The organism is Nonomuraea thailandensis (assembly GCF_024172165.1).
Taxonomy (GTDB): domain Bacteria; phylum Actinomycetota; class Actinomycetes; order Streptosporangiales; family Streptosporangiaceae; genus Nonomuraea; species Nonomuraea thailandensis.
In genome coordinates, this window is the sequence record NZ_JAMZEB010000002.1 from 7,496,468 (window position 1) to 7,514,570 (window position 18,103).

Annotated in this window: 18 protein-coding genes; 12 read left to right on the forward strand and 6 right to left on the reverse strand. The window is 70.3% G+C overall.

All coding sequences use genetic code 11. From position 1 onward, the window contains the following. Positions 1 to 76 precede the first annotated feature (76 nt). The 3 genes from HD597_RS38140 to HD597_RS38150 all read right to left on the reverse strand — a co-directional run bounded on the left by HD597_RS38140 (position 77) and on the right by HD597_RS38150 (position 5,179). The gene (locus HD597_RS38140) at positions 77 to 2,200 is read right to left on the reverse strand and encodes an acetate--CoA ligase family protein (protein WP_253748831.1); all 2,124 of its coding nucleotides are present in this window, start codon (positions 2,198 to 2,200) and stop codon (positions 77 to 79) included. Positions 2,201 to 2,268: 68 nt separating this feature from the next. After that, positions 2,269 to 3,492 carry a formyl-CoA transferase gene (frc, locus tag HD597_RS38145; protein ID WP_253748833.1) on the reverse strand — a complete coding sequence of 408 codons (1,224 nt, stop codon included), beginning with the start codon at positions 3,490 to 3,492 and terminating at the stop codon, positions 2,269 to 2,271. Between the two features lie 13 nt (positions 3,493 to 3,505). Continuing rightward, a complete protein-coding gene (locus HD597_RS38150) occupies positions 3,506 to 5,179 on the reverse strand; it encodes a thiamine pyrophosphate-binding protein (RefSeq protein ID WP_253748835.1) in 1,674 nt (557 codons plus the stop codon). A gap of 208 nt (positions 5,180 to 5,387) precedes the next feature. Between HD597_RS38150 and HD597_RS38155 the strand changes: the two genes are divergently transcribed. The 5 genes from HD597_RS38155 (at position 5,388) to HD597_RS38175 (ending at position 9,811) form a co-directional block, all read left to right on the forward strand. After that, positions 5,388 to 6,365, forward strand: coding sequence for a 2-dehydropantoate 2-reductase (locus tag HD597_RS38155; RefSeq protein ID WP_253748837.1), 978 nt, complete (start codon positions 5,388 to 5,390; stop codon positions 6,363 to 6,365). A gap of 446 nt (positions 6,366 to 6,811) precedes the next feature. Then, a complete protein-coding gene (locus tag HD597_RS38160) occupies positions 6,812 to 7,774 on the forward strand; it encodes a metal ABC transporter substrate-binding protein (RefSeq protein WP_253748839.1) in 963 nt (320 codons plus the stop codon). After that, positions 7,771 to 8,550, forward strand: coding sequence for a metal ABC transporter ATP-binding protein (locus HD597_RS38165; RefSeq protein WP_253748841.1), 780 nt, complete (start codon positions 7,771 to 7,773; stop codon positions 8,548 to 8,550). The genes HD597_RS38160 and HD597_RS38165 overlap by 4 nt, the downstream gene beginning before the upstream one ends. Continuing rightward, positions 8,550 to 9,422: a metal ABC transporter permease gene (locus HD597_RS38170; protein WP_253759631.1), complete on the forward strand. Its 873-nt coding sequence runs from the start codon at positions 8,550 to 8,552 to the stop codon at positions 9,420 to 9,422. Before HD597_RS38165 ends, HD597_RS38170 begins: the two co-directional genes overlap by 1 nt. Further along, complete coding sequence (locus tag HD597_RS38175) at positions 9,419 to 9,811, forward strand: Fur family transcriptional regulator (RefSeq protein ID WP_185109010.1); 393 nt, start codon at positions 9,419 to 9,421, stop codon at positions 9,809 to 9,811. The genes HD597_RS38170 and HD597_RS38175 overlap by 4 nt, the downstream gene beginning before the upstream one ends. Before the next feature lie 48 nt (positions 9,812 to 9,859). Here the strand turns inward: HD597_RS38175 and HD597_RS38180 are convergent, their stop codons facing one another. Then, complete coding sequence (locus HD597_RS38180; RefSeq protein ID WP_253748843.1) at positions 9,860 to 10,747, reverse strand: DMT family transporter; 888 nt, start codon at positions 10,745 to 10,747, stop codon at positions 9,860 to 9,862. A 92-nt stretch (positions 10,748 to 10,839) separates the two neighbouring features. Here HD597_RS38180 and HD597_RS38185 point away from each other — a divergent pair, with 92 nt between their 5' ends. From HD597_RS38185 to HD597_RS38215, 7 genes are all read left to right on the forward strand, one after another. Beyond that, entirely contained in the window at positions 10,840 to 11,388 is a 549-nt protein-coding gene (locus HD597_RS38185) for a CGNR zinc finger domain-containing protein (RefSeq protein WP_253748845.1), read from the forward strand. Between the two features lie 168 nt (positions 11,389 to 11,556). After that, positions 11,557 to 12,492: an ABC transporter ATP-binding protein gene (locus HD597_RS38190; protein ID WP_253748847.1), complete on the forward strand. Its 936-nt coding sequence runs from the start codon at positions 11,557 to 11,559 to the stop codon at positions 12,490 to 12,492. A 17-nt stretch (positions 12,493 to 12,509) separates the two neighbouring features. Continuing rightward, positions 12,510 to 13,256 (forward strand): ABC transporter permease, encoded by a 747-nt coding sequence (locus HD597_RS38195; protein WP_253748849.1) that lies wholly within the window; start codon positions 12,510 to 12,512, stop codon positions 13,254 to 13,256. Positions 13,257 to 13,262: 6 nt separating this feature from the next. Then, on the forward strand, positions 13,263 to 14,609 hold the full coding sequence (locus tag HD597_RS38200) for a sensor histidine kinase (RefSeq protein ID WP_253748850.1): 1,347 nt from the start codon (positions 13,263 to 13,265) through the stop codon (positions 14,607 to 14,609). Continuing rightward, on the forward strand, positions 14,606 to 15,226 hold the full coding sequence (locus HD597_RS38205) for a response regulator (protein ID WP_253748852.1): 621 nt from the start codon (positions 14,606 to 14,608) through the stop codon (positions 15,224 to 15,226). Before HD597_RS38200 ends, HD597_RS38205 begins: the two co-directional genes overlap by 4 nt. A gap of 309 nt (positions 15,227 to 15,535) precedes the next feature. Further along, entirely contained in the window at positions 15,536 to 15,727 is a 192-nt protein-coding gene (locus HD597_RS67015; RefSeq protein WP_372513453.1) for a hypothetical protein, read from the forward strand. An 8-nt stretch (positions 15,728 to 15,735) separates the two neighbouring features. Beyond that, positions 15,736 to 16,518, forward strand: coding sequence for a bestrophin-like domain (locus tag HD597_RS38215; RefSeq protein WP_253748854.1), 783 nt, complete (start codon positions 15,736 to 15,738; stop codon positions 16,516 to 16,518). Here HD597_RS38215 and HD597_RS38220 read toward each other — a convergent pair. Further along, the gene (locus HD597_RS38220; RefSeq protein WP_253748857.1) at positions 16,515 to 17,309 is read right to left on the reverse strand and encodes an isoprenyl transferase; all 795 of its coding nucleotides are present in this window, start codon (positions 17,307 to 17,309) and stop codon (positions 16,515 to 16,517) included. The genes HD597_RS38215 and HD597_RS38220 overlap by 4 nt on opposite strands. Further along, a complete protein-coding gene (gene recO / locus HD597_RS38225) occupies positions 17,306 to 18,040 on the reverse strand; it encodes a DNA repair protein RecO (protein ID WP_253748859.1) in 735 nt (244 codons plus the stop codon). Before recO ends, HD597_RS38220 begins: the two co-directional genes overlap by 4 nt. Between the last annotated feature and the right edge of the window lie 63 nt (positions 18,041 to 18,103).

The following is an 18,103-nucleotide window of genomic DNA, read 5'->3' on the forward strand; positions in this document are numbered from 1 at the left end:
CGGACCTCCTGGGGGGTTGTTGCCTTCCTCTGCGCCCCGAAATGCCCCCTCGCCTGGTGCTGCTGGAACTCGGCTCTTAGCCCAGCAGCCCGGCCGCCCTGGCCCAGCGGTACTTCGCACCGAGGACCGCCACGGGCTTTTCCGTCGTGTACGGGTACGCGACCACGCCGTGCTCGAACAGGTACTCGCTGGCCTCCTCAACCTCGGTGTCGCCGGCCAGTGACGCCACGACCGGCTTGACGTTGCCCTTCGCCCGCTCCTCCGCGACGACGCGCGCGATGAGCTCGGCGAAGACCATCGGCGGCGTCACGATCGTGTGCCAGTAGCCCAGCACGAGCGCGTGGATGCGCTCGTCGGCCAGGCCCAGGCGGACCGTGTTCTCGTAGGTCGAGGGTGGCTCGCCGCCGGTGATGTCGATGGGATTGCCCGCCGCGCCGAACGGCGGGATGTAGGCGCGGAACGCCTTGTCCAGGTCGTCGGGGATGTCCATGAGGGTCAGCCCCGCGTCCACGATGGCGTCGGACAGCAGCACGCCCGAGCCGCCCGCGCCGGTGATGATGACGACGTTCTCGCCCTTGGGCGCCGGCAGGATCGGCAGCGCGCGGGCGTACTCCAGCATGTCGTTGAGGCCGGGGGCGCGCACCACGCCGGCCTGGCGCAGGATGTCGTCGTAGACCTTGTCGTCGCCGGCCAGCGCCCCGGTGTGCGAGCCCGCGGCCCGCGCGCCCATCGCGGTGCGCCCGGCCTTGAGCACGATGACCGGCTTCTCCTTGACCACGCGGCGGGCGGCCTCGACGAAGCCGCGCCCGTCCTTGAGGTCCTCCAGGTGCATGGCCACGGCCTTGGTGTTGTCGTCCTGCTCGAAGAAGGTCAGCAGGTCGTCCTCGTCCACGTCGGCCTTGTTGCCGACGCCGACGATGGCCGAGACGCCCATCTTGGTGGTCCGGCTGAAGCCCAGGATGGCCATGCCGATGCCGCCGCTCTGGGAGGTCAGCGCCACGCTGCCGCGCACGTCGTACGGGGTGCAGAAGGTCGCGCAGAGGTTCTCGGGCGTGTAGTAGTAGCCGTAGATGTTGGGGCCGAGCATGCGCACGCCGTGCCTGCGGGCGATCTCGACGATCTCCTTCTGGCCCTCGACGTTCCCGGTCTCGGCGAAGCCGGACGGGATCATCACCGCGCCCGCGATGCCCTTCTCGCCGACCTCCTCCAGCGAGGCCGCGACGAACTTGGCGGGGATCGCGAACACGGCCACGTCCACGTCGCCGGGCACGTCCGCGACGCTCTTGTACGCCGTGAGCCCCATGATCTCGTCGGCCTTCGGGTTGATCGGGTAGATCTGCCCCTGGTAGCCGCCGTTGATGAGGTTCTTCATGACCGAGTTGCCGATCTTGCCGGTCTCGGCGGAGGCGCCGATCACGGCGACCGAGCGCGGCTTGAAGATGCGGCTCATCTGCCGCAGGATCTCCTCGCGCGGCAGCCGCTCGACCTCGGGCTGCGGCTCGCCGATGAGGATCCGCACGTCGGCGGCGACCGCGCCGTCGGCGTCGGCGAAGACGGGGTTGAGGTCCACCTCGACGATCTCGGGGATGTCCGTGACGAGCCTGCCGACGCGCTCGATCAGCGCCGCCAGCGCCTCCCTGTTCGCGGGCTCGGCTCCACGGGCACCACGCAGCACCTCGGCCGCCCTGATGTCGTCCAGCATCCTCAGCGCATCATCACCCGAAACCGGGGCAAGCCGGAAGGTCACGTCCTTAAGTACTTCAACTAGGACGCCGCCGAGACCGAACGCGATCACCTTGCCGAAGGTGGGGTCGGTGACCGCGCCCACGATGACCTCGTGGCCGCCGCCGACGAGCTGCTGCACCTGGATGCCGTCGATCTTCGCGTCGGGGTTGTAGGCGCGGGCGTTGGCCAGGATCGTCTCGTAGCCCTGCCGCACCTCCTCCTCGCTCTTCAGGCCGACCAGCACGCCGCCGGCGTCGGTCTTGTGCAGGATGTCGGGTGAGACGATCTTGAGGACGACCGGGAGCCCGATCTCCCCCGCCAGCCGCGCCGCCTCGTCGGCCGAGGTGGCCAGCCCTTCGCCCGGGGTGGCGATGCCGTACTCCTGGCACAGCTCGCGGCCCTCCGGGGCCGTCAGAGCGTTACGCCCTTCGGCGAGCGCCTTCTCGATGACCTGCCTGGCAGCCACTGTGCTCATGGTCGCGCTCCCTACGGACCCGCCCTGGTTACGCGAGCTGCCGCTGTCGGGCCCTACTCGCCGCTCCATCAGATGACTCCGTTCGACTTGAGTTCGGCCAGCTCGTCCGCGCTCACGCCGAGCTCGCCGTAGATCTCCTGGTTGTGCTCGCCCAGCAGGGGCGGCGTCCGTACGTCCACCGGCGAGTCCGACAGCTGCAGCGGGCTGCCCACCGTCACGAACTCGCCGCGCGTCGGGTGCTCCACCTTGACGACGATGCCCTCGTCCTGGAGGCTCTCGTCCTCCACCAGCTCCTTGGTGGACAGGATCGGCCCGCACGGGATGTTCTCGGCGTTGAGCCGGTCCAGCACCGTCCACTTGTCGTGGCGGATGGTCCACTCCTCGATGAGCTGGAACATCTTGTCCAGCTTCGACAGCCGCGCCTCCGGCGTCGACCACTCGGGGTCCTCGGCCAGCTCGGGGCGACCGATGATGCCCGAGATCGGCTTCCAGCCGACCGGCTGCACGATGACGTAGATGTAGTCGTTCGGGCCGCCGGGCGCGCAGCGCACCGCCCAGCCCGGCTGGCCGCCGCCGCTGGCGTTGCCCGAGCGCGGCACCTCGTCGCCGAACGTCTTGTTCGGGTACTCGCGCAGCGGCCCGTGGGCCAGGCGCTGCTGGTCGCGCAGCTTGACGCGGCACAGGTTCAGCACGGCGTGCTGCATGGCCACCTGTACGCGCTGCCCGCGCCCCGACTGCTCACGCTGGTAGAGGGCGGCCAGGATGCCGGCGACCGCGTGGATGCCGGTGCCCGAGTCGCCGATCTGCGCGCCCGTGGCCAGCGGCGGGCCCTCCTCGAAGCCCGTCGTGCTCATCGAGCCGCCCATGGCCTGGGCGATCACCTCGTACGCCTTGAACTTGGCGTACCTGCCCTGGCCGAAGCCCTTGATCGAGGCGTAGATGAGGCGGGGGTTGAGCTCCTGGAGGCGCTCCCAGGAGAAGCCCATCCGGTCCACCGCGCCGGGACCGAAGTTCTCCACCAGGATGTCGGCGCTCTTCACGAGCTCGGTGAAGATCTCCTTGCCGCGCTCGCTCTTCATGTTGAGGGTGATGCTGCGCTTGTTGCAGTTCAGCATCGTGAAGTAGAGGCTGTCGACGTCGGGCAGGTCGCGCAGTTGCTGCCGGGTGATGTCACCGGTGGGGGCCTCCAGCTTGACCACGTCGGCGCCCAGCCACGCGAGCATCTGGGTGGCCGACGGGCCGGACTGGACATGGGTCATGTCGAGGACGCGGACACCTTCGAGAGCCTTCATCTCAGCGTTTCCCCTACTTGTACATGGTCTGGTTCATGGTTCCGGGGGCGTACACCTCTGGGTCGACCCAGACGTTGATCAGTGAGGGCTTGCCCGACTGGCGGGCCCGCTCCAGCGCGGGGCGGATCTCGGCCGGGTCGCGGACCTCCTCGCCGTAGCCGCCCAGCAGCTTGGCGAACTCGCCGTAGCGGATGTCGCCGAGGGTGTTGCCGACGCGGGCGCGGTCCTCGCCGTACTTGGCGGCCTGGCCGTACCTGATCTGGTTCATCGAGGAGTTGTTGCCGATGACGCCGATGAACGGCAGGTCGAAGCGGACCATCGTCTCGAAGTCCCAGCCGGTCAGGCTGAAGGCGCCGTCGCCGAACAGGCAGAGCACCTCCTTGTCGCGCCGCGCCTGCTTGGCGGCCATCGCGAAGGCCATGCCGACGCCGAGCGTGCCGAGCGGGCCCGGGTCCATCCAGTGGCCGGGGGACTTGGGCTGCACGACCTGGCCGGAGAAGGTGACGATGTCGCCGCCGTCGCCGATGTAGATGGTGTCCTCGGTGAGGAACTCGTTGATCTCGTGGACCAGGCGGTAGGGGTCGATGGGCTGGGCGCCGGAGAGCTGGCGGGGCAGCCGCTTCTCGTAGGCCTGGGTCTCGACGTTGCGCAGCTCCTCCAGCCACTCCTTGCGGCGGGCCGCGCCGTTCTCGATGCGGCCGGTGGCGGCCTGGGCGGCGGCGGAGAGGATGAGGCCGGCGTCGCCGACGATGCCGAGGTCGATGTCGCGGTTCTTGCCGACGGTGCGGTAGTCGAGGTCGATCTGGACGACCTTCGCGGTCGGCGACAGGCGCTTGCCGTAGCCCATCCGGAAGTCGAACGGGGTGCCGACGATGATGATCAGGTCGGCCTCGGTGAAGGCGTACCTGCGGCTGAGCTGGAAGTGGTGCGGGTCGCCGGGCGGGAGCGTGCCGCGGCCGGAGCCGTTCATGTACGCGGGCACGTTCAGCGAGCGCACGAAGTCGATGGCCGCGTCGGTCGCCCGGCACGTCCAGACCTGGCTGCCGAGCAGGATGCACGGCTTCTCGGCGTGCGCCAGCATGTCGGCCAGCCGCTCGACGGCCTCGGGGTCGCCCGCCTGGCGGGTGGAGGCGCGGTACTGGCCGGCCGTGGGGATGCGCGCCTTCTCGATCGGCACCTTCGCGTCGAGCACGTCACGCGGGATCTCCAGGAACGACGGCCCCGGCGCGCCGTGGTAGCACTCGCGGAAGGCCATCGACACGATGTCGGCCACCCGTTCCGTGCTCGGCACCGTGGCCGCGAACTTGGTGATCGGGGTCATCATGTCCACGTGGGGCAGGTCCTGCAGCGAGCCCATCTTGTGCTGGCTCAGCGCGCCCTGCCCGCCGATGAGCAACATCGGGCTCTCCGCGCGGAAGGCGTTGGCCACGCCGGTCACCGCGTCGGTCGTGCCCGGGCCGGCGGTGACCACGGCGCAGCCGGGCTTGCCGGTGATGCGCGCGTACCCGTCCGCGGCGTGCGCGGCTACCTGCTCGTGGCGTACGTCGATGACCTCGATGCCCTCATCGACGCAGCCGTCGTAGATATCGATGATGTGGCCACCGCAGAGCGTGTAGATCACGTCCACGCCCTCGGCTTTGAGTGCCTTGGCTACGAGATGACCGCCAGAGATCGTTTCCGACATCATGCCACCCTTTCCCGGCGACGAAATGCTGTCTTCCGCATACTGCATACCGTATGAACGCAATGGTTACTCCCTTGCGAACGGTGTGTCTAGCCCCAGGGGACAACTCGATCGGTTCGTCGGGCACACCGGCGCCCGGCACGATCCTTGACCCCTGTTTTTCCATACTGTATACGGGATACACGATCCGACGCGAGAACGGGAGCGCAGCATGAAGGTCGCTGTTCTTGGCGCCGGCGCCATCGGCGCATACGTGGGGGCCGCCCTCCACAGGGCGGGAGCCGAGGTGCACCTCATCGCGAGAGGCGCGCACCTCCAGGCGATTCGTCGCGCCGGTGTGCGGGTGCTCACCCCCAGGGGCGACTTCGTCGCCCATCCCCATGCCACCGACGACCCCACCCAGGTCGGTCCGGTGGACCACATCTTCCTGGGCCTCAAGGCGAACAGCTACGCCTCGGCGGGCCCCATGATCCAGCCGCTTCTGCACGAGACCACGAGCATCATCGCCGCGCAGAACGGCATCCCGTGGTGGTACTTCCACGGGCTCAAGGGCCCCTACGAGGGCTACCGCATCGAGAGCGTCGACCCTGGCGGCGCGGTGACGACCGCGCTGCCCCTGCATCGTGCCATCGGCTGCGTCGTGTACGCCGCCACCGAGATCGAGGAGCCGGGCGTCATCCGCCACCTCGAAGGCACCCGCTTCTCCATCGGCGAGCCTGACGGCACGCTGACGGAGCGGTGTGCCGCCTTCAGCCAGGCCGCTGTGGAGGGCGGCCTGAAATGCCCGGTGGAGCGCGACCTGCGCCGGGACGTCTGGATCAAACTCATGGGAAACATCGCCTTCAACCCGATCAGCGCGCTGGCCAGAGCCACCATGGCGGGCATCTGCCGCCATGACGGCGCCAGGGAGCTGGTCGTGGCCATGATGCGGGAGACGGTGGACGTGGCCAGGCGGGTGGGCTGCGATCCGGGGATCTCCATCGAGCGCCGCCTGCGCGGCGCGGAGAAGGCGGGCGAGCACAAGACCTCAACACTCCAGGACCTGGAGAAGGGCAAGCCGCTGGAGCTCGACGTGCTGCTGGCCGCGGTGGTCGAGCTGGCCGACCTGACCGGCGCGGAGGTGCCCACACTGCGGGCGATCCACGCGGTGAGCGACCTGCTGAACGAGAATCTTGTTCGTGCGGTCTAGTCCGGAATACCGTAGATTGCATACCGAATGGAGGGCCATGAACGACGACAGCCTGACGCATCCACCGGTGCGCGAGCCCGGCATGCCGCGCCAGGCGCCGTCGGACGAGGTTCACGCGGCCATCGGCACCGTTCCCGTACCGGAGGGCATGACCGGGACCAGATCACCTGCAAGGTCATCGACGTACGGTGCGAGCCACTGTGCGCACGCGCGGGCCGCCACGACGCCGGGGACGAGCTCCCCGGCCGGGCGCCGCGCGGCGGGCGAGCGACGGCCGGGCCCCACAGGCGTCACCTCGGGCGCCGGCAACGGCTCTGCCGGCGCACGATCACCGGGGTGATGACGGGATGCCGTGCGGCGCGCCTGGCCCCCAGCCGCCGCCCGGCATCCCACTAGTCACATCCAGATTTTGACAACCATTTTCATTCCGACGCATACTGACTCACATGATGTCAGGATTTTCCCGGTCGAGGGCTGTCGGCGTGCTGGCCGCAGCCGCCCTGCTCACCGCCACTGCAGCCTGCGGCTCCGACTCCGGCTCCGCGGAGTCCACCACCGCCGCTTCCGCGGGGAAGCCCGAGGTGGTGGCGGCGTTCTACCCGCTGCAGTGGCTGACCGAGCAGGTCGGGGGATCCGACGCGACCGTGACCGGCCTGACCGCGCCCGGCGTCGAGCCGCATGACCTGGAGCTGAGCATCCAGCAGGTCACCGAGCTCAAGGGCGCCGCGCTGACCGTCTACATCAAGGGCATCCAGCCGGCCGTGGACGACGCCGTGGAGGCCGAGAAGAGCTTCGACGCCGCCACCGCCGTCACCACGATCCCCGCGGGCGAGCACGCGGAGGAGGGCCACGCGGAGGAGGAGGGTCACGCCGAGGAGGAGCACGGGCACGAGGAGCTCTCCTACGACCCGCACCTCTGGCTCGACCCCTCCCGCCTGGCCACCGTCGCCACCGAGCTCGGCGAGCGCCTGGCCACGGCCGACCCCGCGCACGCCCAGGGCTACAAGGACCGCGCCGCCACGACCGCCGCCACGCTGGGCACGCTCGACCAGGAGTTCACCCAGGGGCTCAGCACGTGCACGACCAAGACGCTGGTCACCGCGCACGAGGCCTTCGGCTACCTGGCCGACCGCTACAAGCTCAAGCAGGTCGGCATCACGCTCGACCCCGAGACCGAGCCGTCGCCCACCCGCCTGTCGGAGGTGGCCAAGCTGGCCAAGGCCGAGGGCGTCACCACGATCTTCACCGAGTCCCTGGTCAGCCCGAAGGTCGCCGAGGTGCTCGCGAGCCAGGTCGGAGCCAAGACGGCCGTCCTGGACCCGCTGGAGAGCAAGCCCTCGGGGGATTACCTGTCCGCCATGCGCGATAACCTCAAAACACTACAAACAGCACTGGGGTGTACGGCATGAGCGAAACGGCCTTCGCGATGACCGACGGCCGGGTCTCCTTCGATGGCAAGCCCGTCCTCCGGGGGATCGACCTGACCGTCTGTCCCGGGGAGGTCGTCGCCCTCCTGGGCGCCAACGGCTCGGGCAAGTCGACGCTGGTGCGTACGCTGCTCGGCCTCACGCCGCTGACCAGCGGCCAGACCCTGGTGTACGGCGCCCCGCCCGGCAGGTTCCGCGACTGGTGGCGCATCGGCTACGTGCCGCAGCGGCTCCAGGTCGGCGGCGGCGTGCCCGCGACCGTGCGCGAGGTCGTCGCCTCGGGCCGGATCGCCAGGCAGAGCAGGCTCCGCAGGACCAGCGCGGCCGACAGGGCGGCCGTGGCGAGCGCGCTGGAGGCCGTCAGGCTCGCCGACAGGGCGGGTGACCCCGTGCAGTCGCTGTCAGGGGGGCAGCAGCAGCGGGTGCTCATCGCCAGGGCCCTGGCCGGGGAGCCCGACACGTACGTGATGGACGAGCCCACCGCGGGCGTGGACGCCGAGACCCAGCAGTTGCTCGCCGACACGCTGGCCGGCCTGGTCGAGGCCGGCAGGACCGTGGTGCTGGTGGCGCACGAGCTGGGCCCGCTGGAGCCGATCATCACGCGCGGCGTGGTGATCCGCGAGGGCCGCATCGCCCACGACGGCCGGCCGCCCCGCCCGGAGGGCGACTGCGCCAGGCCTGGGCACGAGCACCAGCACCCGCACGCCGAGGAGCCCGTGGGGGGCCCGCTCACCGGGTGGCAGGGGGAACCAAGGTGATCTTCGAACTTCTCCAGGAGGAGCTCTTCCAGCTCGCGCTCATCGCGGCGCTGCTGGTGGGCCTCTGCGCGCCCGCCGTCGGCACGTTCATCGTGCAGCGGCGGCTGTCGCTGCTGGGCGACGGCATCGGGCACGTGGCGCTGACCGGCGTGGCGCTCGGCTTCCTGACCGGCACCGCGCCCGTGCTCACCGCCGTGCTGGTGTCCATCGCCGGCGCCGTGGCCATCGAGCTGGTCAGGGCCCGCGGCCGCACCAGCGGCGACGTGGCGCTCGCGCTGCTGTTCTACGGGGGGATCGCGGGCGGCGTCATGCTCATGGGCATCGCGCCCGGCGGCAGCAACGCCAAGCTGAACTCCTACCTGTTCGGCGCCATCGCCAGCGTCACCGTCGAGGACATCTGGATCATCGCCGCGCTGGCCGCCGCCGTGATCGCGGTCGTGGTGATCTTCGGCAGGGAGCTGTTCGTCCTCTGCCAGGACGAGGAGATGGCCAAGGCCAGCGGCCTGCCGGTGCGTTTCCTGAGCCTGCTCATCGCCGTCACCGCCGCCCTCACCGTCGTCATCGCCATGCGGGTGGTCGGCCTGCTGCTCGTCAGCGCGCTGATGGTGATCCCGGTGGCCACCAGCCAGCAGCTCACCCGCGGCTTCCGCACCACGATGGGGCTGGCCATGCTGTTCGGCGTGATCGCCTCCGTGGGCGGGCTGCTCGCCTCCACCTACTCCGCCAAGGTCCCTCCGGGGGCCGCGATCGTGCTTCTTGCGCTCGCCGGCTTCGTCCTGGCCCTCGGTGTCGGTAAATTCGTACGCCGAAGCCGTACCCAGGAGTCGACATTGAGCGAGCGACCAAAGCTGCGCGTCGAGGAGGTCGCATGACGACGAGGCGCGATGCAGTGCACGACACCCTCCGCCAGAGCGAGGGTTTCCGTAGCGCGCAGGACGTCTATGCCGAGATGCGCCTGCACGGGGCGAAGATCGGGCTGACCACCGTCTACCGGGCGTTGCAGGCGCTGGCCGACAAGGGCCAGGTCGACGTGCTGCGCACCGACGACGGCGAGTCCGTCTACCGCGCGTGCGCGACCGACACCCATCACCACCATCTGGTGTGCCGCCGGTGCGGCCGCACCGTGGAGGTGGCGGGGCCGGCCGTCGAGCGGTGGGCCGAGGCGGTGGGCAGCGAGCACGGCTTCACCGAGATCACCCACACGGTCGAGGTCTTCGGCACCTGCTCGTCCTGCTCCACGGCCCCGGCCCGGACGGGCTGAGGCCGGGCTTCCCCTGCCCGCTCCGGCCCCGACGGGCTGAGGCCGCCCTCAGCGGGCTTCCCCGACCTTCTCCCGCGCCTCCGCCGGGCGGGGAGAGGGAGAGCGGCGAGAGCCGTACAGCACCCCCAGCACGACCACAGCGCATCCGGCGAGCTGCAGCACCGACGGCCGCTCGCCGAGCGCCAGCGTGGAAATGGCGACCGTGGACATGGGCTGCACGAGCAGCAGCAGCGAGGTGAGCGCGGCAGGCTGGCGCGGCAGCGAGTACGTGATCAGCGACCACCCCAGCAACTGCGGCCCCAGCGCGAGCAGCAGCAGCCATCCGTGCGCCGGCCAGCTCGGCGCGAGCCCGGCGCCTCCGAACAGCGGGCTGAGCAGGGCGATGGCCGCGGTCGCCACCACCGTCGCATGGGCGAGCGGCCCCGCGGCCCTGTCGGACCCGCCCTTGAGCAGCAGCAGGTAAGCCGCGTACGCCAGCGAGGTCGCCACCCCGGCGGCCACCCCCAGCAACGGATCGCTCCCGTAGGCGGCGCTGTCGAACACCCCGGAGATCAGCACGACCCCGGCGAACACGACCGGCGTCCCGACCATCAACGGCGAGGACGGCCGCTCCCCGAACAGCGCCCAGGCGGCGAACGCCACGATGAACACCTGGAGGTTCCCCAGCACGGTCGCCAGCCCCGCGCCGACGTACTCGATCGCGTGATGCCAGAACAGCAGGTCGAGCGCGAACACCACCCCCGCCGCCCAGGACATCAGGACAGCCCGGCGCGGCAGCGGCCCGAGCCTGCGCCTCTCCAGCCAGGCCAGCAGCAGCATGGGCGGCACCGCGTACGCGCACCGGAACAACGCCGAGGTGGCCGGCGATACACCTGATAAGCGCACGAGAGGAGCGGAGGTGGAGATGATGAGCGCACCGGCTATCGCGATCAGCACGATACGGCGATGTGCACTCACAGAAACCCCCCGAACCCCGTACAGGAGATACGCTGCGACCACGCTAGAACCCGGCGCGGACAGGAGTCAACATGCCGTTTGGCCATGACATGGTGCATTCTCTGGCCACCGTTGTCGAACTGGTCAACACCTCGCCCTCCACCGGAGGCGACGAGGGCCTGGCCGGGCTGGCCGAACTGCAGGCGTTCGTGGAGTCCCGCAAGGTCAGCGGCGTCAGCACGCTCACGGCCCGCGACCTGGGCCAGGTCCGCATGGTCCGGGAGGCCTTCCACCGCGTCTTCACCGCCCCCGACCAGCCCACGGCCGTCCGCACCCTCAACGCGCTGCTGGCCGAGACCCGCATCACCCCCCGCCTGACGGAGCACGACGGCCACCCGCTGCACGTGCACTACTTCGCCGCCGACGCCACCCTGGCGGAGCACGTGGCGGCCGACTGCGGCGTCGCCCTCGCCCACCTGCTGGTGGAAGGCGAGGCCGAACGCCTGCGCACCTGCTCGGCCCCCGACTGCGACCGCGTCTTCGTGGACGAGTCCCGCAACCGGTCCCGGGTGTACTGCGACAGCCGCACGTGCGGCAACCGCATGCACGTCGCCGCCTATCGCGCCCGCCGCCGCGCCTGACCCTCACCCCCGAGGGCCTCGTTCGCCCGGCCGGCGTGCGAGCCGAGGGTGGCTCCGGGCGCTCCGCAGTTGTGCCGGGCATCCACCGAACGGTGGAGGCGCGTATCAACCCGAGCGCAGACGCCACGGTCGATGTGGCGGGGTGTGGTCCGTCCGTAACGTCGCAGCATGACCGCGTTGGAAGTACGAAACCTGCACAAGCGCTACGGAGAGCACGTCGCCGTCCACGACGTCTCCTTCACCGTCGAGGAGGGGGAGATCTTCGGCATCATCGGGCCCAACGGCGCCGGCAAGACGACGACCGTCGAGAGCATCGCCGGCCTGCGAACGCCCGACTCGGGCTCGATCTCCGTGCTGGGGCTCGACCCGATCAAGGACCGGGCGGAGGTACGGGAGCGACTCGGCGTGCAACTGCAGGAGAGCAGCTTCCCGGACGCGATCAAGGTCGCCGAAGCGCTCGAGCTCTACAGCTCCTTCTACCGGAACCCCGCCGACTGGCGCGAGCTCATGGAGCTCCTCGGCCTCGCGGGGAAGCGCAACACGCGGTACAAGGCGCTCTCAGGCGGGCAGAAGCAGCGGCTCTCGATCGCGATCGCCCTGGTCGGCAATCCGAGGGTCGCGATTCTCGACGAGCTCACGACGGGACTGGACCCGCAGGCGAGGCGTGACACCTGGAGCCTCATCGAGCAGGTCCGTGACACGGGCGTCACGATCCTCCTCGTCACGCACTTCATGGAGGAGGCGGAGCGCCTCAGCGACCGGATCGCCGTCATCGACGGCGGCCGGGTCGCCGCGGTGGACACGCCCGCAGGGCTGATCGCGCGGTCGAGCGCGGTGCAGCAGGTCCGGTTCCGCGTGAGTCAGCCGCTGGACAAGAGTGTCCTGACCGAGCTTCCCGACGTGAGCAGTGTCGAGATCAACGAGGGCCGCTGGCTGGTCACCGGCAGGGGACAGCTTCTGAGCAGCGTCGCGGGGGCTCTGGCCAGGGCGCAGGTCGTGGCGGAGGATCTCCGCGTCGACCAGCGCAACCTCGACGACGCGTTCGTGGCCTTCACGGGACGCGCCCCGCACTCCCCGGAACCCTCCGAGAGGAGGGCTGACTGATGCGTGCTCTCCTGAAGATGGTCAAGGTCGAGACGAGACTCTTCCTTCGAGACTCCGCCACCGTCGTCTTCGGCGTGCTGTTCCCGACGGGACTCCTGCTCGGGCTGGGTTCCATCCCGGCGCTCAGCGAGTCGTCGCCGGAAACCGGCGGGCTGCGGTCCATCGACATCTGGGCGCCGACCGCGCTGGTGTTCGGGATGGTGATGATCGCCGTGCAGCACATCCCGGCGGCGATCGCGACGTATCGTGAGCGCGGCATCCTGCGCAGGCTGTCGACCACTCCTGTGCATCCGCGCAGTGTCCTGCTCGCGCAGATGATGGTCGCGTTCGCCTCCGTGGTCGTCTCCGCGGCGCTCATGACGTTCCTCGCGTGGGCGGTGCTGGACATCGCGCCGCCCGAGCGGCCCCTGGAGTTCGCCGTCGCCTTCATCGTCGGCTATGCGGCGCTGCTCGGGCTCGGCATGATCTCCGCGGCCGTGGCCCGCACGAGCAGTGCCGCGAACCAGATCGGCACCCTCCTGTTCATCGCGCTGATGTTCTTCGGCGGAGCCTTCCTGCCCCGGGTCCTCATGCCCGACGTGCTGCGCGAGGCCGGCGAATTCATCCCGCCCGGGCTGCAGGCTCTCACCGCGGCGTGGTCCACCGAGGCGGGCGAGATCACCGCCACCGCCGGCGGGCAGCCCTTCTGGCTGCAGATTGCCATAATGGCGGGTATCGCAGTGACCGCGAGCGCGATCGCCGCAAAGCTCTTCCGCTGGGAGTAGATGTCGATGACGCGGGATGCCGGGGCCGGTGAGCGCCCGAGCTCCGGGACGCACGAAGCCGCGATCGCGGAAGAGGCGGAGATCGCGAATCGCTCCCGGTTGGCCTGGAAACAGGAGCAGCTACGGATCTGGGACCTGCTGCAGTTGATCACACCGTGGCTGCTGCTGACGATCTCGACGGCGGTCTACTTCTCGTGGGTGCTTCCGGGCTCCGGCGAACGCTTCTGGCCCGGGGGCGCATCCGTCCTCGGGCTGGTCGCGGTCTCGGTGCTGTGGGTGCTGTTCGGTCACACGCTGCCCATCAGGAGGAGGACGCTCCGGCCCGTGCCGGCGGGCGTCTTCTTCGTCGGGCTGCTGGCGCTGTGCGTCGCCCTCATGACGTACTCCGACATCTTCCTCGTCTTCACCGTCGCGGGTTTCTTCCACGCGTACCTGCTCAGGCCGTGGCCGTTGGGGGTGCTCGGAGTCCTGGCCACCTCCGTGGCCCTCAACGGCTCGGCGATGCTCGCGTGGGCTGACCCGACCCCTGGCATGCTCGCCGAGTTCGCCCTGATCGTCGCCGTGCAGACCGCGGCCATCGGGGTGGGCATCCTGCTGACGGCGCGCAGCGAGCCAGAGGAACGCAAGCGGGAGGAACTCGTCGAGCGGCTCGAGGCGGCACTGCACGAGAACGCCGGGCTCCACGCGCAACTGGTCGCCCAGGCCCGTGAGTCCGGGGCGCAGGACGAGCGGCAGCGACTGGCCGGCGAAATCCACGACACCCTGGCCCAGGGGCTGGCCGGCATCATCACACAGCTCCAGGCGGCGCAGCGTTCCGCGAGCATGCGGGGCGAGACGGAAGAGCACGTCGCGCGTGCACTTCGGCTCGCGCGCAGCAGTCTGACCGAGGCCAGGCGGTCCGTGCAGGCGCTCGCTCCCCAGGAACTGGGGCGAGCGCACCTGCCCGACGCGCTGCGCGCGTTGACCGAGCGATGGTCGCGGGACCAGGGCATCAACGCGCAGATGGAGGTCACCGGCACCCGGGAGCCGCTGAGCCCGGCGATCGAGGTGTCGCTCTTCCGGGTCGCGCAGGAGTCGCTGACCAACGTGGCCAAGCACGCTGAGGCCTCGCGCGTCGGTGTCACGCTGTCGTACGCGGGCACCGAGGTGCTGCTGGACGTGCGGGATGATGGACGCGGGTTCGCGAAAGGGGGCGGCACCGGCTTCGGCCTGACGAGCATGCGCCAGCGCATCAGAGGGGTCGGCGGTCACGTCGAGGTGCAGAGCACACCGGGTGAAGGGACATCCGTCAGCGCGCGCGTTCCCGCGATCGCCCCCGGGGGCACGAGAGCAGAGGGGGAGACCGGCCGATGATTCGGCTCGTGATCGTCGACGACCATCCGATCGTGAGGAGCGGTCTTCGCGACACCTTCGCCGACGCCGAGGACATCGTCGTGGTCGGTGAGGCCGCGGACGGCGCCGAGGGCATCGAACGCGCGCAGCTGCTCGCAGCGGATGTCGTGCTCATGGACCTCCGGATGCCCGGGATGGACGGCGTCGCCGCGACCGCGGCCCTGCGCGAGCGGGCCCCGAGTGCCCGGGTGCTGATCCTGACCACCTTCGACAGTGAGAGCGACGTACTGCCGGCGATCGAAGCGGGGGCGATCGGATATCTCCTGAAGGATGCCCTGCCCGACGAACTGACGCGAGCCGTCCGGGCAGCCGCGCGCGGAGAGTCGGTGCTCGCGCCGTCGGTGACGCAGCACCTCATGGGGCAGGTTCGAAGGCCCGGCGCCGGCACACTGACCGATCGGGAGAAGCAGGTCCTGCAACTGGTCGCGAACGGCAGCTCGAATCGAGAGGCCGCGACAGCGTTGTTCATCGGCGAAGCGAGCATCAAGACCCATCTGCAACACATCTACGACAAACTCGGCGTTCGTGATCGAGCCTCGGCGGTGGCCGAGGGCTACCGCCGCCGCCTGCTCACGTGACGCCCCCGCTGCCGTGGGTGGCCGGGGCTGCTGGAGGCGGAGGACGAAGGCGCACCCGCCTCCTCCGGCAGCGATCCCGGCGAACTGCGCCGGGCCCTGCGCGGGCGTCAGCGCCCCCGCCGGCGCGCCGTCCGAGACGAGGCGGCGCGCGCCCTCGACGGCGATCACCGCCGTCATCCCGTACGGGTCGAGGCCCGTCACCCAGCCCCGCGCCCGCTTGCCGTCCTCGCCGGTCGCCTCGGCCGGCATCAGCCAGCGCGCGGCCAGCCGGGCCGCCTCCTGTCGAACGCGGAGATCGCCGAGCGGCTGGTGCTGGCGGAGCAGACCGTCAAGAGCCACGTCAGCCGCATTCTGGTCAAGCTGGGGCTGCGACCGGACCCAGGCCGCCGTGCACGCCTACGAGAGGGGGCTGGTGCGCCCCGCCTCGTACTGAAGAAGAACTCCGATCACCCTCTGGCGACAGGTAATCACTCTGCGCAATCATTCATGCACAGAAAGTGAGGTAACCTTTGCTCATCGCCACCATCGGCCTGCTCGTCGCCATGACGGTCGCCGCCCTCGCCGGCCTGGCCGCCTACGTCGCCAACCGCGTCATCCCCGCACAGACCCGCCAGGACTACCGCGACAGCAGCGGTGTGATCACCGGCATCGTCGGCACCCTCTTCGCCGTCAGCATCGGCCTGGTCGTCGTCGCCGCCTGGAACCAGGTCAACACCGCCACCGAGACCAGCGCGACCGAGGCCAGCAACCTGACGGACGTCTTCTGGTACTCCCGCGCGCTCCCCGCCCCCCAGCGCGCCACCCTGCAGACCCTCGCCACCGGCTACGTCACCACGGTGGTCCGCGAGGAATGGCCCCTCATGGCCGGTCAGCACCGCCTGTCGCCCAACGCCTGGAGGGGCTCCGACCGGATCCGCGCCTTCTTCCAGACCGTCCAGCCCGAGGGCAGCGGCCCGTCCGCCCGCTACGGGCAGGCCATGAGCCGCATGCAGGCCGTCCTGGACGCCCGCCGCGCCCGCGCCCAGATGGCCGACACCGGCGTGCCGCCGCTGCTGTGGGTGGCGCTGGCCGGCTGCGGGCTGGTGGCGCTGCTGCCCGCGGTCCTGTGCGGCAGCTCCAACCGCAGGGTGCACATCACCATGGCGGCGGCCGTGGGCGGCATGGTGGGGCTGGTGCTGTTCCTGGTCTACCAGCTCGACTTCCCGTTCAGCGGCGGCATCTCGGTCTCCCCCGCCGCCTTCGAGCAGGCGCTCAGCCGCTTCGACAGCATCCGGGCGCTGGGAGCCGGCTAGAGCCGGTGCGGGCCCGGCTGGACCTGGTTGGGGATCGCTCCGCCGTAGCGCCGGTCGCGCTTGGCGAAGATCTCGCACGCGTCCCACAGGTCGCGCCGGTCGAAGTCGGGCCACAACCGGTCGAGGAAGACCATCTCGGCGTAGGCCGACTGCCACAGCAGGAAGTTGGAGAAACGCTGCTCCCCCGACGAGCGCAGGAACAGGTCGACCGGCGGGATCTCCGGCTCGTCCAGATACCGGGCGAAGACCTTCTCGTTCACCTTGGAGGGCTTGACCCGCCCGGCCGCGAGATCCTGCGCCAGCTTGAGCGCGGCGTCGACGATCTCGGCCTGCCCGCCGTAATTGACGCAGAACTGCAATGTGAGCGTCCGGTTGGACGTGGTCATCTCCTCGGCCGTCTGCAGCTCGGAGATGACGCTCTTCCACAGCCGCCCCGGCCGGCCCGCCCAGCGCACGCGCACGCCCATGGCGTTGAGCTCGTCGCGCCGCCGCCGGATCACGTCGCGGTTGAAGCCCATGAGGAAGCGCACCTCGTCGGGCGAGCGCTTCCAGTTCTCCGTCGAGAACGCGTACGCGCTCAGGTAGGGGACGCCCAGCTCGATGGCCCCTTCGATGACGTCGAACAGCGAGGACTCGCCCGCCTTGTGCCCCTCCGTGCGGGGCAGGCCGCGGGCCTTGGCCCAGCGGCCGTTGCCGTCCATGACGATGGCGACATGCTGGGGCACCAGCTCGCGCGGGATGGGCGGCGGGGTCGCCCCCGACGGGTGCGGGGACGGAGGTCGTACGTTCACGCGGGCTCCCTTTCGACGTGTCGGAGAGAGCGTATTCCGTGTTCGAGGTGCCATTGCAGGTATGCGGCGACCAGGCCGCTGCACTCGCTGCGGTGGCGTGACTCGGAGGCGTCCGCGGTGGCCCAGTCGCCGCGCAGCAGCGCCGTCATGAGCCCGATCGTCTCGCCCGCGGGCACGGCCGAGCCGGACGGCTTGCACGCCCCGCACACCACGCCGCCGGCCACGATGGCGAACGCCCTGATCGCCGGCGCCTGGCACTTCGCGCACGCCTCCAGCGCGGGGGCGTAGCCCGCCACGGCCAGGGAGCGCAGGAAGTAGGCGTCGAGGACCAGCCTGGCCTCGTGACCGCGGTCGGCCAGCGTGCGCAGCCCGCCCACCAGCAGCAGGAACTGCCGCAGCGCCGGCTCCTTCTCCCCGTGCGTGAGCCGGTCGGCGGTCTCCAGCATCGCGCTGCCCGCGGTGTAGCGGGGGTAGTCGGCGGCCAGCGCCTCTCCGTAGGGTCTGATCGTCTCCGCCTGGGTGACGACGTCGAGCGTGCGGCCGGTGTGCAACTGCAGGTCGACGTGCGTGAACGGCTCCAGCCTGGCCCCGAAGCGCGACTTCGTGCGGCGGACGCCGCGCGCCACCGCCCGGATCTTGCCCGTACGCTTGGCCAGGATGGTGACGATGCGGTCCGCCTCACCGAGTTTCTGGGTGCGCAGGACCACGCCTTCGTCACGGTAGAGACTCACTCGGACATCTTACGGCCGACCTGTATACCGGCGGACGGGACGTTACGGGCATGCTCTTGTGAC

Excerpts from the sequence above, each read along its gene's own strand:
- HD597_RS38160 (WP_253748839.1), top strand. The coding sequence starts at position 6,812 with ATGATGTCAGGATTTTCCCGGTCGAGGGCTGTCGGCGTGCTGGCCGCA.
- HD597_RS38175 (WP_185109010.1), top strand. The coding sequence starts at position 9,419 with ATGACGACGAGGCGCGATGCAGTGCACGACACCCTCCGCCAGAGCGAG.
- HD597_RS38150 (WP_253748835.1), bottom strand. The coding sequence starts at position 5,179 with ATGATGTCGGAAACGATCTCTGGCGGTCATCTCGTAGCCAAGGCACTC.
- HD597_RS38185 (WP_253748845.1), top strand. The coding sequence starts at position 10,840 with ATGCCGTTTGGCCATGACATGGTGCATTCTCTGGCCACCGTTGTCGAA.
- HD597_RS38140 (WP_253748831.1), bottom strand. The coding sequence starts at position 2,200 with ATGAGCACAGTGGCTGCCAGGCAGGTCATCGAGAAGGCGCTCGCCGAA.
- HD597_RS38165 (WP_253748841.1), top strand. The coding sequence starts at position 7,771 with ATGAGCGAAACGGCCTTCGCGATGACCGACGGCCGGGTCTCCTTCGAT.
- HD597_RS38200 (WP_253748850.1), top strand. The coding sequence starts at position 13,263 with ATGACGCGGGATGCCGGGGCCGGTGAGCGCCCGAGCTCCGGGACGCAC.
- HD597_RS38205 (WP_253748852.1), top strand. The coding sequence starts at position 14,606 with ATGATTCGGCTCGTGATCGTCGACGACCATCCGATCGTGAGGAGCGGT.
- frc (WP_253748833.1), bottom strand. The coding sequence starts at position 3,492 with ATGAAGGCTCTCGAAGGTGTCCGCGTCCTCGACATGACCCATGTCCAG.
- HD597_RS38190 (WP_253748847.1), top strand. The coding sequence starts at position 11,557 with ATGACCGCGTTGGAAGTACGAAACCTGCACAAGCGCTACGGAGAGCAC.
- HD597_RS38195 (WP_253748849.1), top strand. The coding sequence starts at position 12,510 with ATGGTCAAGGTCGAGACGAGACTCTTCCTTCGAGACTCCGCCACCGTC.
- HD597_RS38155 (WP_253748837.1), top strand. The coding sequence starts at position 5,388 with ATGAAGGTCGCTGTTCTTGGCGCCGGCGCCATCGGCGCATACGTGGGG.